The sequence below is a fragment of the Pseudomonas sp. BIOMIG1BAC genome (assembly GCF_001705995.2).
GTDB lineage: Bacteria > Pseudomonadota > Gammaproteobacteria > Pseudomonadales > Pseudomonadaceae > Aquipseudomonas > Aquipseudomonas sessilinigenes.
This window is the reverse complement of record NZ_CP049045.1, coordinates 4228375-4243366: the sequence shown is the minus strand read 5'-3', so window position 1 is coordinate 4243366 and position 14992 is coordinate 4228375. Positions and strand designations below refer to the sequence as shown.

The following is a 14992-nucleotide window of genomic DNA, read 5'->3' as shown; positions in this document are numbered from 1 at the left end:
AGGGATACGGGATCGCGAGGCACGTCGGTGTCCGACATGCCACGGGTACTGGTAGTCCCAGGGAGAATGAAGAGGGGTACCGCCAGGCGGTCGATCAGGCGCAGTCAGGCTGCTTGAGCCGGTGCCGGATTTGGCAGGGTGTCGTGGCCCCGGGCCAGGAGGCGTTCGCGAGTAACGCCTGGGGTGATGACCCAGAGCCCCAGCAAGGCACAGGCCAGGGCTGTCAGGCCGATACCGTTGAGCGCGGTTTCAAAACCTTGGGCGATGTCGTTATCGAACAGAACCACCAGCTTGCCCACGAGCCAGGGCGCGAGCATGCCGGACAAGGTCATGCAGCCCACATGGATAGCCAGCATGGCTCCACGCTGGCGAGTAGGGGAAATATATGAAGTGATGGTCATGCCGAACGCAAATACGCTGTTGAGCAGTACCGCGCCGGCGACATACAGCAGCAGCTTTGCTTCCAAGGCATTGAATACAGAACCCAAGGTACTCAAGGCCAGGCCGCCGAATATGCAACACAGCATCGGTAGCAGCACCAGGCTGTGCTGCACGCTGACTCCGCGCTTGAGCAGCCGCTGGGACAGGCCAGAGACCAGCAGGTTGAGCAGGATGATGCTGAAGGTGGCGGCGAACATGACATAACCGGTCTGCATCGGGTCGAGCCCCAGGCCTTTTTGCAAGTACACCGCCGACCAACTGAAGGAAAGAGCGTTGGGCAGATAGGCCACAAAGCACATCAGCGAGATCCATACAAAGGTGCGATTGAGCAGCAAGTGACGGTAGGAAATTGCCGGCTCGCTAGGTGGCATCTGCTCCGGCTGTTCGCCATGTCGCCCTTCGGCCCCGTAGCACAACCACGCCAACACCCAGCCCAGGCTCAACAAAGCCAGGGCCAGGTACGCTGAGCGCCAACCGTAGTGGCTGATGGCGTAGGGCAGGGCGAGTGCGCCCAAGAGCCCGCCGAGCATGATCGATACTTGGATCAGCGAGGCCGGCAGGACCTGTTCCCGAGTACCGAACCATTTGAACGCCGCGTGTTGCGTCACCGCGGTGCCCGGCCCGCAACCCGCACCGAGCAGCAAGCGGCTGGCGGTCAGGGCGGCGAGGCTGCCAGCGAAGGTCACCAGCAGTTGGGCACTGGTCCATACCAGCGCCATGAGCGTGAGGATCCAGCGAGTCGGATAGCGGTTGGCGAGAAAGCCTACGGCGATCCCTGATATCGAGTAGAGAAAAAAGAAGGCGCTGCCGACAAAACCGAATTGCTCTGGCGTCAGTTGCAACTCTTCGATGATCTGTACACCGGCGAAGGCGAAGATGGTCTTGTCCAGCACACTGATGACCATCACCGCCATCAGCAGCGCCATGATCAAGGCTCGGGGTCTTGCGGTAGCTATCGACATGGGGCGAGTTACCCTTGGTTGTTGTTATCGGGGTGTTGCAAGGCGGTTTCCACTAGTCGTGCCCAGAGGCTGGCGCCATAGGGCAGCGCCGCGTCGTTGAAGTCGTAGTTTGGGTTGTGCACCATGCAGCCGTGGGCGCCTTCGGTGCCGTTGCCCATGACGATGTAGCATCCCGGGCGTTGTTCCAGCATCGAGGCAAAATCCTCACTGCCAAGAAAGCCCGAGGGAATATCGGTCAGCAGGCTTTCGGGGCCCAGCAGCTCCTGGGCTACCTGTTGCAACAAGGCGGTTTGCGGGGCGGTATTGAGCAGGACCCCGATACGCTCATCGTACTGGTAGTCCAGTTCCAGGGCATGAGCGGCTGTAATGCCCTGGGTCACTTCGCCTATACGTTGCTTGAGCAGGGCGCGGACCTTGGGGTCGGTGGTGCGCACGCTCAGCTCCAGGGTCGCGTAGTCGGGGATAACGTTGGCGGCCTGTCCGGCGTGTAGCGAGCCGACGGTGATGACCGCCACTTCGCCGGCCGGCACGTTGCGCGCAACGATCGATTGCAGGGCCAGGACCAGCTCAGCGGCGGCCACTACCGGGTCGCGGGCCTTGTGTGGCATGGCGCCGTGGCCCCCGATGCCCTTGAGACGAATATGCACATTGTCCGAGGAGGCGCTCATGGCCCCCGGTCGGGTCAGGAACACCCCCACCGGCAAGCCGGGCATGTTGTGCAGGGCGTATACGGCGTCACAGGGAAAGCGTTCGAACAATCCGTCTTCGATCATGCGCCGGGCTCCATCGAGGGTTTCCTCGGCGGGCTGGAAGATCAGGTTGACCGTGCCCAGGAAGCGGCGGGTCTGGGCCAGGTAGCGGGCGGCGCAGAGCAGGATTGCCGTGTGGCCGTCATGGCCGCAGGCATGCATGGTTCCCGGCTGCCGGCTTTGCCAGGGCATGCCGCTGGTTTCGTTGATCGGCAGTGCGTCCATGTCGGCACGGATGCCCAGGCTGCGAGGACTGCCGCCATTGCGCAGCACACCGACCACACCGGTGCCGCCGACGCCACGATGGACTTCGATGCCCCATTGTTCCAGGCACTGGGCGACCCGCTCGCTGGTACGGTGCTCGGAAAACCCCAACTCGGGGTGCTGGTGGAAATCCTGGCGCAGCCGGACGAATTCGTCCTGCCAGGCGAGAATCTGCGGAATCAGGGAAGGGCAGGGTGCGGTCATGAAATGCATACCGGATGACTGACGGAGACCTGCAGCATGGCCCAGCGTCACAGCACTGAATAATCACCTCTGTGCATGCTTATCGGCTGCGGTTATCAAGGTGGCTGGGCGAGCTGTTCAGGCAAATGCCGGGATGCGGTTCGGCGGTGGGGCCACCGGCCCCTTGTAGACGTAGATCAACTCATCGGCCAGGGCCTTGGCTTCGCGGGTCATCAGCTCCGGGTCGCGGCACACCAGGGAGATGTTCATTGGCGGTACAGGTTCGGCAATCTGCAGGATTTCCAGCTTCTGCATCAACATGGGGGCGCTTTCCAGCAGTCGCTGCGACCAGTAGCTGACCGCATCGCTGGTGATCGCCAGTTCGGCCAGGAGTACCACCGATGCACATTCGATGATCTTTTCCGGGGGCTGGATGCCGTGCTCCTTGAACATGACCCCGGCCATGGACTGCTCCAGGGAGTCTTGCAGTAGCCATTCCTGCTCCCGTAGTTCGCTCAAGTGCCGGGCGTTACGCAGGGGATGGTCCTTGCGTACGGCCAGCATCGTCGACTGGGCATAGAGTTCTTCCCAATGGAAACCATCTATGTTGCGTGCTGCAGGCAAGGAGGTGAGGACCATGTCCAGCAGTCCCTCGCGCAAGCCCTCCATGAGTTTTGAGGGCCGCAGCTCATGGATCTGTACCTGGACCTTGGGGTAGCGCTGGCGATAGCGATTGAGGCTGCTGACGAACTGCGGACTGGGGGTAACCGGTGAGACCCCGATGGAGAGCCTGCCGTCCATGCGCCCCTTGAGGGTATCGATCTCCTCGGTCGCGCGGCGTACCTCCTCCAGTATCAGTCGTGCCCGGCGTACCAGGCGTTCACCGTATTCAGTGGCAGTAATGCCGCGATTGGAGCGCAGCAGCAGAGGTACTCCAAGTTCCGCTTCCAGCTCCTTGATGCTTTTGGACAGCGCAGGTTGCGAGATATGCAGCAGGCGTGAGGCCTCCTGAATGCTGCCGCTTTCGCAGATAGAAACCAGGGCGCGCAACTGATGCAGTTTCATGGCGAGATTCCGGCGAGGGATGGGAGCTTGAATCTAAGCCATAAACCCTGTCATAGGGGATGGGAGAGCAGCCAATCTCCGTATTCGTGCCTACGAAGCGGCGCCTGGGCGCGGCAGTCGCAAACCTGAGTCTGGCGCCCGCTGCGCGGTCGTGCGCAGCGGGTGGCAGCGGCTACACGGAGCGAGCCTGGTGCTGTAGCCGCTGCCGAGCCTGCAAGGCAGCGTACGGTTGCCAAGCAACCGCAGGCCGGGCGGCTGGGTGTCAACGAATGCCCGTGGCGCGTAAAGCCGATGGCGTGAACTCCTTGCGACTGAAGGGCAGGTTGAACTGGTAGCTGTTCTTTTCCTCGTTGCGCAGGGAGTTCACGGCATAGCGTCCGGAGAGCACGTCGTAGTGGGCTTCGGCGGCGAAGGAAGGCACCTTGACGTCGTAGAAGAAGCTGGCATGCCCTTCGGCCACGCGCCACAAGGCACCTCGGCCGTCGTAGGCGTCGGTGATCGCTGCTTGCCAGCTGTCTTCGTCGATATAGATGTCGCGCCTGGAGTAGACATGGCGCTGGCCCGGCTTGAGGGTTGCCTGCAGGTGCCAGACTCGGTGCAGTTCATAGCGGGTGTGCTCGGGGTTCAGGTGGCCGGCCTGGACGATGTCGCTGTACCTGAGCCTGGGAGATTCCAGGCGATAGCTGTTGTAGGGAATGTACATCTCCTGCTTGCCTACCAGCTTCCAGTCGAAACGGTCCGGCGCACCATTGAACAGGTCGAAATCGTCGAGTGTGCGCATGCCCTCGGCAGCCGGGCTGTCGTAGGCGATCTGCGGCGCCCGGCGTACTCGGCGTTGGCCGGCGTTGTACTGCCAGGCCATGCGTGGCTCCTTGACCTGGTTGACGGTTTCGTGGACCAGCAGCACGCCCCCGGCCAGTCGTGCAGGCGAGAGGAACTCTTCGCGGTAGTAGTTGAGTATGTTGGCCATCTCGGTGGGCTGATAATCCGTCAGGCCGCTGGGGTAGGCCAACTCCTGCTTGACCACGCTGGGGGTGAAGCTGCCGTTGGCCTGGGGTGAAGCCTGCATGACGATGCGCTTGAGGCTTTCCCCGCGGTAGCGGCCGATGTGGTTCCAGATCACTTCCAGGCCATCCTTGGGAATCGGGAAGGGCACCGCGCCCGGGCTGTAGTTCTCCAGGCCGTTGCCACCTTCGACCAAGCTGGTATGCATGGCGTTGAGCCGGGTGGCCTCAAGGCTTTTCTGCGGCAGGCTGACGCTGCGGTGGCTGGGATAGACCGGCATCCGGTAGGTCTGTGGGTAGCGCTTGAACAGGGCCAGTTGGCCGGGGCTGAGCTTGGTTCTGTACTGCTCCAGGTTCTGGGGTGTGATGGTGAACAGCGGCTTTTCTGTCTCGTACGGGTCTTTAAGGAAGCCGTCGGCGTCCATCTTGCCGGTGCTGGTAGGCAGTCCGCCGGTCCAGGCCGGAATACTGCCGTCGGCATTGCCGGCGCGCTCGGCTCCTACAGGCGTCAGGTCCTTGTCCAGGCGTGCGGCCTGGTCGTTGGGTACCGCCGCCATTACCGAGCCCGTTAACAGGCTCAGAATCAGGCAGCCAATCTGCAACAGTTGTGGATGTTCCATGGTTAACCTCTTGAAGGCAGGGCCTAGAAACTCACACCCAGGCTCAGGGCGAGAAAATCTCGGTCGGTATTGGTGTTGTAATCGCCGCCAAAAAAGTCGGTGTAGCTCAGGCTGGCTGTGTACTTGGACATGAAGTCGGCATCCAGGCCGATGCTCAGGGCCTTGCTGCCCTCGTTGAAGGTCGGGCCGTAACCCTCGACATCATGGGCGAACGACAGGTTGGGCTTGAGGTTGGCCCCGGCGATGGCATCGTTGAACTCCAGTACCGCGCGCAGGCGATAGCCCCAGGAACTACGAGTGTAAAAACCCTTGTCGGTACACTGGCGCGGATTGGCCGAATTCAGGGCGCGACAAATGTCATTGCCAGAGACCCCGAGCAATGCAGCATTGCCAGCGTTGGCCAGTTCGCCATTGCCGTAGGCACTGTTGCGACCGAAGCGCAGGCCTGAGCCATCGCTGCTGTCCAGGCCGCCGATGTGGGCGATGCCGGCTTCGCCCACCAGGGTCAGGCGATCACCCCCCAATACCTGGTCGAAGATCTGGACCGCGGTGAGCTGTGCCTGGGTATAGGGCAGGCGCTTGTAGCCTTGGATTCGCGAGCCGTAGACCGAGCTGGCCCAACCGCTGTCGAAGATCGGCAGGCCGGCATTGATCGCCGGGTGGACCGCGGCCGCTCCGAGGGTGGCCGCTGTGGACACGTCGGTACTGTTGAGGGACATGGGCATGTTCGGTCGGTAGCTGATTTCGCCGGATACCGCGGTGCTGCCCAGGTTGGTGGCAAAGCTCAGGCCATACAGGCGGATGTCTTCGGGGTATTCCAGGTAATAGCGTGCGGTGCTGACGCCTCCTTGGCCGATGAGCCCGCCGACCGGGTCGAGAAAGGCTCCCTTACCTACCAGCCAGGCGCTTTCCGGGGTGCGGCTGTGGTAGTTGAGGGCATAGAAGCCGAACTCGGTCTCGTTGAGCTCCGGCACTGTCCAGCGCAAGGCCACGCCGAACTGGCCACCGTCCCGTGCATCGCGGTCGCCCAGGCGCGGTACGTAACCATAGCTGGGAGCGGTGCGCTCCAGGTCCGTGCCGTTGATGGTCATGCCCAGGTCGCAACCCTTGGCCACCACGTCGCTGCCGAAATAGGTACCACAGTTGTCCAGCACGGTCTTCTGCCAGCTCAACTGGTAGAAGGCCTCTATCGACAGGTTGTCGCTCAGGCCCTGGTTGATGTAGAGCATGCTGACCGGAATCAGGCCTTCCTTGAGCTCAGAGCCAGGACGGCGCAGGGCGGCGACGTCAGCAGGGTTGATGGCGTTGATTGAGTTGCCGATGAAGGTGCTTTCGCCCCAACTCACCACCTGCTTGCCGACCCGGATACTGCCCGGCAGATCGGCGATGCTGTAGTTGTGATAGAGAAAGGCATCGAGAAACTCTGCTCCCGAGGCTCGGGCGGCACGGTCTCGACCGTGGTCATCGATATCGTAGAGGTGCTGGTGCTCGTCCTTGAGTTCGAAGTCGTACCAGTACTTGCCTCGGACAAAGACTCCGCTGTCGCCGTAGCTCAACTCCAGGTCGTGGATTCCCTTGAAGATCTTCGAGAAGGTTTCGCCCTTGCGAAAGTTCAGGCGCCCATCGTCACCGGTACGGGTGGAAGCGCTGCCACCATTTGCCACGCCGATGAACGCGTTGTCGGCATCGCGCAGGCCCCAGCTGGCACCGATCGACAGGGATGAGTCGAAGCGACCACTGATTTCTCCCAGCCGGAAATCTTCGGCCTGGGCCGGCAGGGCCCAAGCCAGGGCCAGGGCAACGGTCAGGTGACGGGGTTTTAAATGATGAGGTTTCAGAGGCTGGGGATACATGGTCCCCGGTTTTCTTATTTGCACCATGCTGCTCTCCACCTAGACGGCCGGTACCTGCGAACACTGTCGCAGGAGACCGGTCGTGGTCCTTGAGGGCCCCGTTAAACGGGGTCCGTGGCATGGTAGGGAGCTTTCGGCGTCCTGCCTTCTAAGAAATTCTTATGCCTATAGCCAAAGGTGAAGCACCAGCCGGCGGCAAGGGGGCGCCAGGCTTGATACCCGTCAGTTAAGCGAGGCGATCCCCCGGTAGGAGCAAGCCTCGCTCCTACCGTTTCCTTAACTGATCGGCATTAGCCGCCAGGCGGGTCGAGTGGTGAGAGAGCAGGCTCCCTCACCACAGAGGGTTCAGCTCACCACGCGATAGCAGGGCACGTAGGCGGCGCCGCCAGGCAGCTTCATGCGGTGCTGCTCGACGAAGGCTTTGAGCAGTTGGTCCAGCGGCTGCATGATCGTCGGGTCGCCATGGATGCTGTAGGGGCCTTTCTGCTCGATCAGGCGGATGCCCTGGTCCTTGACGTTACCGGCGACGATGCCGGAGAACGCCCGGCGCAGGTTGGCCGCCAGTTCGTGGGGAGGCAGGGCATGGCTGAGCTGCAGGTTGGCCATGTTCTCGTGGGTTGGATCGAACGGATGCTGGAAGCCTTCGTCGATCTTCAGCAGCCAGTTGAAATGGAAGGCGTCGTTGCGCTCGCGGCGGAACTGCTTGACGGTCTTCAGGCCCTCGGTCATCTGCCGCGCCACTTCGGCCGGGTTGTCGATGATGACCTGGTAGTGCTGGCTGGCCGCCTCGCCCAGGGTCGCCAGGACGAACGCATTGAGTTGCTCCAGGTACGGAGCGGCGCTCTTGGGGCCGGTGAGGATCACCGGGAACGGCAGGTCGCGGTTGTCCGGGTGCATCAGGATGCCCAGCAGGTACAGGAACTCTTCGGCAGTGCCGGCGCCACCGGGGAAGATGATGATGCCGTGGCCGACCCGGACGAAGGCCTCCAGGCGCTTCTCGATGTCCGGCAGGATCACCAGTTCATTGACGATGGGGTTCGGCGCCTCGGCGGCGATGATGCCCGGCTCGGTCAGCCCCAGGTAGCGGCTGCTGCTCATGCGCTGCTTGGCGTGGGCGATGGTGGCGCCCTTCATGGGGCCCTTCATCACGCCGGGGCCACAACCGGTGCAGATGTCCAGCTTGCGCAGGCCCAGCTCGTGGCCGACTTTCTTGGTGTACTTGTATTCGTCGGTGTTGATCGAGTGGCCGCCCCAGCACACCACCATCTTCGGCTCTACGCCGGGACGCAGGGTGCGGGCATTGCGCAGCAGGTGGAAGACGTAGTCGGTGATGCCCTGGGAGCTTTCCAGGTCGATGCGCTGGCTGTCCAGCTCATTGGCGGTGTAGACGATGTCGCGCAGGGCGCTGAACAGCATTTCCCGGGTGCTGGCGATCATCTCGCCATCGACGAAGGCATCGGCCGGGGCGTTCAGCAGCTCCAGGCGCACGCCGCGATCCTGCTGGTGAATGCGTACTTCGAAATCGTGGTAGGCGTCGAGGATGGTCTTGGCGTTGTCGACGTGGGCGCCGGTATTGAGGATGGCCAGGGCGCACTGGCGGAACAGCGTGTAGATGCTGCCGGAACTGGCAGCGCTCAATTGCTGCACTTCACGTTGCGAGAGGGTCTCCAGGCTGCCTTTCGGGCTGACCGAAGCATTGATCACATGTCTTTGCGGCATTCATCCATTTCCTGAAAGCGGCGCCACCGGACCTGCGGTCGCAGGTGGCGCACAAGAGCGGGGCAGTGAGCAGGATCGCCCGGTTCGGGCGGCCTGGTTGGCAACGGCTGGACAAGACAGCGCCACTCGCTGCACGGGTGTTCGCTGCTTGAATCTACCTCATGACGAACCGCCGTGGCGGGAAAAATGATGAGACGCGCGCTTGCCTGCAGGTTTTGGGCGCATCACAGGACGCTGGCGCGCCGTGGATCGATCACCGGCGAGGCGCCGGCCTGGGCCAGGCGCTGCAGCAGCTCGGGGTAGCCTTCGGCCTGGGCCCAGGTGTGTTCCGCTGCGGTCAGGCCCACCAGTTGCAGGAAGTCGAAACGCCCGGAGAGTAGTTGCTGGGTCCCGGGAAAACCCGGCGCGGCGATGAACAGCACGCTCTCGACCAGGCTGCCGGCACCGTCGATGGGGTTGCCCAGGCGCATGCGGTCCCACTCGTCCAGCAGTGGCCGCTCGCCGAAGTGGCCGGCAGATAGCAGCAGTTGGTAGGCGCAGAAGTGGCGCAGCAGGTACAGCGCCCATGGCGATTGTTCGCGGGTTTCCAGCAGCAGCTCGCGGCCCATGCCGGACCAGCCGTCCGGCTCGGGCTGCTCCGCGTGCCAGGCATTGGACAGGCCCGAGGTGACGTACAGCCAGCTGTCGCGCTGGGCATTGGGGGGCGACTCGAAGACCCCATGGGTCAGCCAGCGCGGGTCGACTTCGGCGTCGCGGAACAGGCTCGGGTCCAGGGGGTAGATCCCGGGGCCGAGGTCACCGAACAAACTCCGGTAGACCTGTTCTTCGCGCTGTTCCCAGGCCGCTTCGAACCATGAAAAGTCTTGAGTATCCGACATCTTGAAACGTCCTTGAAAGCAGAGGGCGGCCCACTGTGGGCCACCCGGAAATCAGGTAAAGGCCTGCTGTAGCAGGTGTGGCAACACTTGCCCGGCCTTGCCCACCAGGTGGTATTCCCCTGGGGCGCTGCCGGGTTGCGGCTGCGGGTTGATATGCACCACGCAGGCGCCTTGCTGCAGGGCCAGCTGGGGAATCTGCGCCGCCGGCTGCACCAGCCCGGAGGTGCCCACCGACAGCAGCAGGTCGCACTCGCGGGCCGCCTGGAAGGCGCGCTTGAGGGCCGCTTCGGGTAGTGCTTCGCCGAACCACACCACGCCAGGGCGGATCTTGCCGTTGCAGCCGGTGCAGCGTGGTGGCTCCAGGCAAGCGCCCGTCTCCGGCACCGAGGGCATGGGCAGTTCGCCGGTGAAGGGCCGGTTGCAGGCAAAGCACTTGGGCGTGTGCAGGCTGCCGTGCAGATGCAGCACATCGACGCTGCCGGCGCGTTCGTGCAGGTCATCGACGTTCTGGGTGATCAGGGTCAGGCGCGGCAGGCGCCGGCCCAGTTCGGCGATCGCCAGGTGGGCCGGATTGGGTTGGGCCGCGAGCACCTTCTGGCGCCGCCATTCGTACCAGCCCCAGACCAGCGCCGGGTCGTCGCGAAAGGCCTGGACCGTGGCCAGGCGCGCCGGATCGAAGTGTTCCCAGAGGCCGGTCAGGGCATCGCGAAAGGTCGGGATGCCACTTTCCGCCGAGACTCCGGCGCCGCTGAATACCACCAGGTGCCTGGCCTGGGCCAGTCGCTTGGGATCGAACTCCATGGAAAGAACCACCTCCGTTTTCAACCACGGCGCCACTTGGGTGGCGCGTGCGGGGCTGGCATTATCCGCCGACGGTCGCGGCAAGTGAATTTATCTTCGCGCCTTCGCTCATAAGTGTGTCGGCGGCTTGGCTCGCCCATCCAACCTGCCAGGGAGTGTCATCCATGTATTCAGCTTCGCCCATCGATAGCGACGCCTGCAGGCGCTTGATCCTGGTGGTGGAGGACGAGCCGACGGTGCTGGAGTTCCTGTGCGAGATCCTCGAGGACGAGGGCTACGCCACCCAAGCCCTGGACAGTGCCGACCAGGCCTGGGAATTCCTCCATGAACGGGCCGCGGATGTGGCGCTGCTGCTGACCGATATCACCATGCCTGGCCGGCTCAATGGTGCAAGCCTGAGCAACCTGTGCGGCGAACACTGGCCGGGAATGCCGATCGTGGTGATGTCGGGGTACGAGACTCCCGAGAGTTCCGGGGTGCGCTATCCGGTGTCGTTCATCCGCAAGCCCTGGACCATCGGGCAGGTCCTGGATTGCGTGGAAGGCGCGTTGAAATCGGCCCAGGGTTGAGGCGTTGCGCCTCACCCCGGCCAATTGCCGGTGTTACTCCTTGACGCTCATGAACTCCCGCGCCCAGACGATGTACTCCTCGGGCTGGGTGTAGGTGTGCGCCAGTTCGGTGGCGCTCAGGTCCGAGGCCTGGGTGAAGATCTGCCGCTGCTCGCGCAGGCAATCGTAGGTGGCCTTGATCGCCGCAAAATAGGCGGCGTGGCCGTCCACTGCGATCTTCACGCCCAGCTGGGCCAAACGTGCGTCGTCGCGCAGCGCCGGGTTGCCGTAGGTCACCAGCATCAGCGGCACGCTCAGGTGCTCGGAGATCTGCTCCAGTTGTTCGAAATCGCGGATGCCGACCATGCAGATGGCATCGGCGCCGGCGCGCTCGTACTGCTGGGTACGGCTGATGATTTCCTGCACCGGCAGGATCCCGGCGTTGGTCCGGGCGATGATCGCCAGTTCAGGATCGACCCGGGCTTCCAGGGCCGCGCGGATCTTGCCCACGCCTTCGGCAACGGATATCAGGTCAGTGGACTTGCGGCCGAATTGCGCCGGCAGCAGGGTGTCCTCGATGGTCAGCGCAGCGATGCCGGCGCGCTCCAGCTCGACCACGGTGCGCATCACGTTGAGGGCGTTGCCGTAGCCATGGTCGGCGTCGGCGATCACCGGCAACTGGGCCACGCGGCCGATGCGGGTGGCCTGTTCGGCGAACTCACTCAGGGTGATCAGGGCGAAGTCGGGGGCCGCCAGGACCTGCAGCGAGGCTACGGAACCACCGAGGATGCCCACTTCAAAACCCAGGTCGGCGGCGATCCGGGCGGACATCGGATCAAATACAGAAGCGGTGTGATAGCAGGAAGATGAGGCGATCAGTTCACGGAAACCGCGGCGCAAATCTTGATGGGAAAGCCTGGACATAACAGCTCCGAGATAGGATCGAGAGATCGACCTTCGGGTCGAATCGAATTTTGCAATCAGTTCCCTTGGCGAGCCGATGATCGAAAGGCTCGCAGCGAAACGTTAGTTGGGCAGATGAAGGTGAAGCAGGGGGGTAGCAAGGCGTCTTTATCCCGCTTGATTGGATGAAACGGCGGGTTTGTTATGCGAGGCCGACATAGCAGGACGAGGCTAACACGCTCCCAGGCCGTAGAGGATGAGGAATTTGCATAGCATTATGCCGGACTGGCATTGGCAATTTTTTAGCAACTTAATGTTACAAGTGTTCCGCAGGGTGCCGATGGACTGTGGCCGTAAGGTACCGGGCGGCTCCAGGGGCTTGTCGGTCCAGGGCAAATCGCGGAAGCTGCCGCGCCGCAAGGTCCGCTCATCCAGCGGTGCAACGTACTTATTTCAGGGATGCAGGTAATGACGCTCAGAGTGTTGGTGGTCGGTGGTTATGGCAATTTCGGCAGCATCATCTGCCGCTACCTGATCCACCGCCCCGGCGTGCACCTGCTGATCTCAGGACGCGACCCGGCCCGCCTGGCGGCCAAGGTCGAGGCCCTGCGCGCCGAGGGCGGGCAGCCCTGCGAGGGGTGGTGTGGGGATGCCATGGGCGAGGAGTGGGCACCGGCGCTCAAGACCCTGGGCATCGATTGGGTGATCCACACCGGCGGACCGTTCCAGGGGCAGTCCTATGCCGTGGCCCAGGGATGCATCGAGGCCGGGGTGAACTACTGCGACCTGGCCGACTGCCGGCAATTCGTGGGGGGTATCGGCGGCCTCGATACCCAGGCCCGAGCGGCCGGAGTGACGTTGCTCAGTGGTTGCAGTTCGGTGCCGACCCTGTCGTCGGCGATCATCGACGAGCATCGCCAGCGCTTCTCCCGTATCGATCGCATCGAGCACGGTATTTCTTCCTCGGCGAAGATGCCCGGGGTGTCCACCATCCTCGGGGTGCTGGCCTATGCCGGCCGGCCGATCCAGCAGCTCAAGGACGGCCAGCCGCACCCGGTGATCGGCTGGCAGGGGCTGGCCTTGCGCACGTTGCCAAGGCTGGGCACACGCTTGGTGGCCAATGTCGATGTGCCGGACCTGGACCTGTTCGCCGCCCGTTATGGCGCCCATACCCTGTCGTTCAAGGCGGGTGCCGGGCTCAAGGTCGCCGGGCTGGCCAACGCCTTGCTGGCCCAGGCGGTGAAGCTGGGTCTGGTGCGCGATCCGGCGCCCTGGGCCGTACGGTTGCATCGCTGCGGGACCTGGTTCGAGTGGCTGGGCGATGGCTTGAGTGCCATGTATGTCGACGTGCATGGCCTGGGCCAGGATGGCCAGCCGCTGTCGATGGCCGCGCAACTGACGGCCACCCATGATCATGGCCCGGAGATTCCCAGTTGTGCGGCGGTGGCGGTGATCCTCAAGGTGCTCGATGGTCAGGCGCTGCTCCCGGGAGCCCGCGCCTGCATCGGCGAGGTCAGCCTGGAGCAGTACCTGCGGGCCATCGACGATCCGCTCCACTTGCAGATGCAGGTTGAGTTCTCGCGTTAGCCGGGCTGGACTTTTTCACCATAGAAGCGGCTTGGCCAGGTCCTTCCAGAACAGCCAGCGCTGTACTTCATGGTGCGCGCCGGTGCCGATCTGCCAGTCCGGGCGCCCACGGTCCAGCTCGATGCGCACGATGATCCCGGCGAAGGTGGCGGCCACCAGGGTCTTGCCATCGGGGCTGATGTCCATGGCGCACAGGGTCGAGCCGACGTAGTGCTGCCAACGCTCTTGGCCAGTCTCGCTGAAGGCCCGCAGGTAACCGTAGGCATCGCCGATGATGAACTCGTCGCCTCGCGAGGTTGCGGCGTATACCCGGGCGCCATCCTGCAGTACTGGGGTGCGTGGATCGTCGCTGTAGAAATCGGTGGCCAGCCCCGGCAGGTCGGCCACCGCGACGCCCAGGCTGGCGCCGCTGTAGAAGTGGCAGGCATTGAGCAGCAGGCGGTCGCCGCGCTGGTTGAAGCAGGCGAAGTGCGGGTACTCGCTGCCGGGGCCGATCTCGGCCACTGGCTGCAATTGGGCATCGAACACCAGGTGCGAACTGCTTTGCTCGCCCACGGCGATCCACTGGCCGTCCGCCGAAATCGCCCCGTGCTCCATGCTCAGGTCCAGGTTCAGGTCCTCGGCGGCGACTCCCTTGGCCAAGTCCTGGCGCAGCTCTTCCAGGCTGCGCAGCAGGCGGGTGGCGCCACCGGCGTGGAGGACGAAGATGCCATCGGCACTGACCAGCAGCACCCTCTGGCCGTCGGGGAAGGGGATCAGTTGGCTGGGCGTGGCGCGCTCGCGCAGTTCCAGGTTTGCGGGCAATCCGGCGAGCCGCTCGGGCCAGGCGAAGCTCGCCACCTGTGGGCCGTCCCAACCGTCGGTGACCTGGATGCCTGCGGCCCGGGCCCAGGCGAAGTAGCGCCGCTGCGGACAGGCGCCGAAGTACTCCACCTGGTCCAGGGGCCGGACACGATCGTTATCGATGTGCACCACCGAGCCCGCCTCGTAGGGCGCGCCGATTCGCGCCAGCAGACTGCCGTCGGCCAGCAGGGCCAGGGCCGGGATCATCTGGCCCCGGTTCTCCAGGTGTGGCGTCAGGGGGAAGTGCGCCGGCGGCCAGGCCTGGCGAAAGGCTTCGCGTGCGACGGGATCATGGGGGCCGGCATTGCTCGCTTCCAGGGCCGCCTGCCAGGCGGGCAGCAGGTGCTTGGTGGCTGGCAGGCTGGGCTCCTTCAGGTTATCCCAGCCTTCGCGCATGCCGGTCTCGACATAGCGGTTGATGTCCTGGGCATAACGGTGCACGGCGAGGTGCCATTGCTCCTGGGCGTTCTGTTGGGGCGGGGGGCGGAACATGCGCGTGGACTCCTTGTGGCGCGGGGTAGGCAAGTTGACCCTGGAATGGACCTTGAAAACCAGTGGTTTATCCGCGGCTC

The 14992-nt window shown here is 63.7% G+C and carries 12 protein-coding genes; 2 read left to right on the top strand and 10 right to left on the bottom strand.

Annotation, left to right across the window (positions count from 1 at the left end; translation table 11 throughout):
• Positions 1 to 104: 104 nt before the first annotated feature.
• The 8 genes from ATY02_RS19670 to ATY02_RS19635 form a co-directional block, all read right to left on the bottom strand.
• On the bottom strand, positions 105 to 1403 hold the full coding sequence (locus tag ATY02_RS19670) for an MFS transporter (RefSeq protein WP_068586843.1): 1299 nt from the start codon (positions 1401 to 1403) through the stop codon (positions 105 to 107).
• 8 nt (positions 1404 to 1411) lie between these two features.
• The gene (locus tag ATY02_RS19665; RefSeq protein ID WP_068586917.1) at positions 1412 to 2620 is read right to left on the bottom strand and encodes a M20 aminoacylase family protein; all 1209 of its coding nucleotides are present in this window, start codon (positions 2618 to 2620) and stop codon (positions 1412 to 1414) included.
• Between the two features lie 117 nt (positions 2621 to 2737).
• Complete coding sequence (locus tag ATY02_RS19660) at positions 2738 to 3664, bottom strand: LysR family transcriptional regulator (protein ID WP_068586842.1); 927 nt, start codon at positions 3662 to 3664, stop codon at positions 2738 to 2740.
• A gap of 262 nt (positions 3665 to 3926) precedes the next feature.
• Positions 3927 to 5288, bottom strand: a complete 1362-nt coding sequence (locus ATY02_RS19655) for a DUF1329 domain-containing protein (RefSeq protein WP_068586840.1) — start codon at positions 5286 to 5288, stop codon at positions 3927 to 3929.
• Positions 5289 to 5311: 23 nt separating this feature from the next.
• Positions 5312 to 7141: a DUF1302 domain-containing protein gene (locus ATY02_RS19650; protein ID WP_164823697.1), complete on the bottom strand. Its 1830-nt coding sequence runs from the start codon at positions 7139 to 7141 to the stop codon at positions 5312 to 5314.
• A 345-nt stretch (positions 7142 to 7486) separates the two neighbouring features.
• Positions 7487 to 8860: a nucleotide 5'-monophosphate nucleosidase PpnN gene (gene ppnN, locus ATY02_RS19645; RefSeq protein ID WP_068586823.1), complete on the bottom strand. Its 1374-nt coding sequence runs from the start codon at positions 8858 to 8860 to the stop codon at positions 7487 to 7489.
• A 224-nt stretch (positions 8861 to 9084) separates the two neighbouring features.
• Positions 9085 to 9738: a suppressor of fused domain protein gene (locus ATY02_RS19640; protein WP_068586822.1), complete on the bottom strand. Its 654-nt coding sequence runs from the start codon at positions 9736 to 9738 to the stop codon at positions 9085 to 9087.
• Positions 9739 to 9789: 51 nt separating this feature from the next.
• Positions 9790 to 10539 (bottom strand): SIR2 family NAD-dependent protein deacylase, encoded by a 750-nt coding sequence (locus ATY02_RS19635; RefSeq protein ID WP_068586819.1) that lies wholly within the window; start codon positions 10537 to 10539, stop codon positions 9790 to 9792.
• A gap of 164 nt (positions 10540 to 10703) precedes the next feature.
• On the opposite strand from ATY02_RS19635, the gene ATY02_RS19630 reads away from it, so the two are divergent.
• A complete protein-coding gene (locus ATY02_RS19630) occupies positions 10704 to 11108 on the top strand; it encodes a response regulator (protein ID WP_068586816.1) in 405 nt (134 codons plus the stop codon).
• A gap of 33 nt (positions 11109 to 11141) precedes the next feature.
• On the opposite strand, the gene ATY02_RS19625 is transcribed toward ATY02_RS19630, so the two are convergent.
• The gene (locus ATY02_RS19625; RefSeq protein WP_068586813.1) at positions 11142 to 12011 is read right to left on the bottom strand and encodes an isocitrate lyase/PEP mutase family protein; all 870 of its coding nucleotides are present in this window, start codon (positions 12009 to 12011) and stop codon (positions 11142 to 11144) included.
• A 447-nt stretch (positions 12012 to 12458) separates the two neighbouring features.
• Between ATY02_RS19625 and ATY02_RS19620 the strand changes: the two genes are divergently transcribed.
• On the top strand, positions 12459 to 13577 hold the full coding sequence (locus ATY02_RS19620) for a saccharopine dehydrogenase family protein (RefSeq protein WP_068586809.1): 1119 nt from the start codon (positions 12459 to 12461) through the stop codon (positions 13575 to 13577).
• A gap of 15 nt (positions 13578 to 13592) precedes the next feature.
• Here the strand turns inward: ATY02_RS19620 and ATY02_RS19615 are convergent, their stop codons facing one another.
• Positions 13593 to 14912, bottom strand: a complete 1320-nt coding sequence (locus ATY02_RS19615; RefSeq protein ID WP_068586806.1) for a hypothetical protein — start codon at positions 14910 to 14912, stop codon at positions 13593 to 13595.
• Positions 14913 to 14992: the final 80 nt, after the last annotated feature.